This is a genomic window from Bartonella sp. MR168JLCBS (assembly GCF_042194175.1).
This window is the reverse complement of the sequence record NZ_JBHIMP010000088.1, coordinates 1-1,064: the sequence shown is the minus strand read 5'-3', so window position 1 is coordinate 1,064 and position 1,064 is coordinate 1. Positions and strand designations below refer to the sequence as shown.

At 37.9% G+C, this 1,064-nt stretch carries 2 protein-coding genes; both read left to right on the top strand.

From position 1 onward, the window contains the following. A partial coding sequence (gene rimP / locus ACFIK8_RS09285) for a ribosome maturation factor RimP (protein ID WP_375669255.1) occupies positions 1–449 on the top strand: 449 nt, incomplete at its 5' end. Between the two features lie 49 nt (positions 450–498). Then, on the top strand, positions 499–1,064 hold a 566-nt coding region (locus tag ACFIK8_RS09280), incomplete at its 3' end, for a NusA N-terminal domain-containing protein (RefSeq protein WP_375669254.1).

The window sequence follows — 1,064 nt, the reverse complement described above, 5'->3', positions numbered from 1 at the left end:
CTGATGGTTCCATGACAATAGAAGACTGCGAAACTGTTAGTCGAACTGTTTCACACCTTCTTGATGTACAAAATGTTATTGAACGCAAATATCATTTAGAAATCTCATCTCCTGGAATTGATCGCCCATTGGTTAGAAAATCTGATTTTTTTCATTGGCAAGGACATATTGCGAAAATCGAAACAAAAATAACCATTGATGGGCGCAAAAAATTTCGTGGGATACTGGCAAATATCACACAAGAGGGTCTTACTTTAAACACCGATAAAGCCGCTTACGGAGAAGCCATGTATATTGCTATTCCTTTTGATAACATCATCGATGCACATTTGGTGCTTACCGATGAACTTATTCGCAATGCGTTGAAAAAAAATAAAGATTTAAGTCAACAATTTATTTCAGAAGATAATCCTAACGTCTCAAAACAATTATCAAATTACAAGAATTAATATCACTGAGATCAATGCCCATCGTGGGGCACAAAGAAGGAGAAAATTGATGGCTACAAGCGCTAACAGACTTGAAATTCTGCAAATTGCAGATGCTGTTGCACGTGAAAAGTCGATCGACCGGGAAATTGTCATTTCTGCAATGGCCGATGCTATCCAGAAAGCGGCGCGCTCTCGTTATGGTCAAGAAACCAATATCCATGCCGAGATCAATTCAAAAACAGGTGAAATTAAATTACAACGTCTGCTTAAAATTGTCGATATCGTTGAGGATTATACAACTGAAATCACTTTATCTGACGCACTCAAACGACAAGCAGATGCAAAAATTGGTGATTTTTTTGCTGATCTTTTACCTCCTATGGATTTTGGACGCATCGCAGCGCAATCTGCTAAACAGGTTATTGTACAAAAGGTCCGTGATGCAGAGCGTGACCAACAATACGAAGAATTCAAAAATAAAATTGGTGAAATTATTTCCGGTACGGTAAAACGTGTCGAATATGGCAATGTTATCGTTGATATAGGACGCGGAAAAGCTATTGTACGACGTGATGAATTAATTCCAAGTGAATATTTCCACTATGGAGAACGTATACGTGCATTTGTTATTGA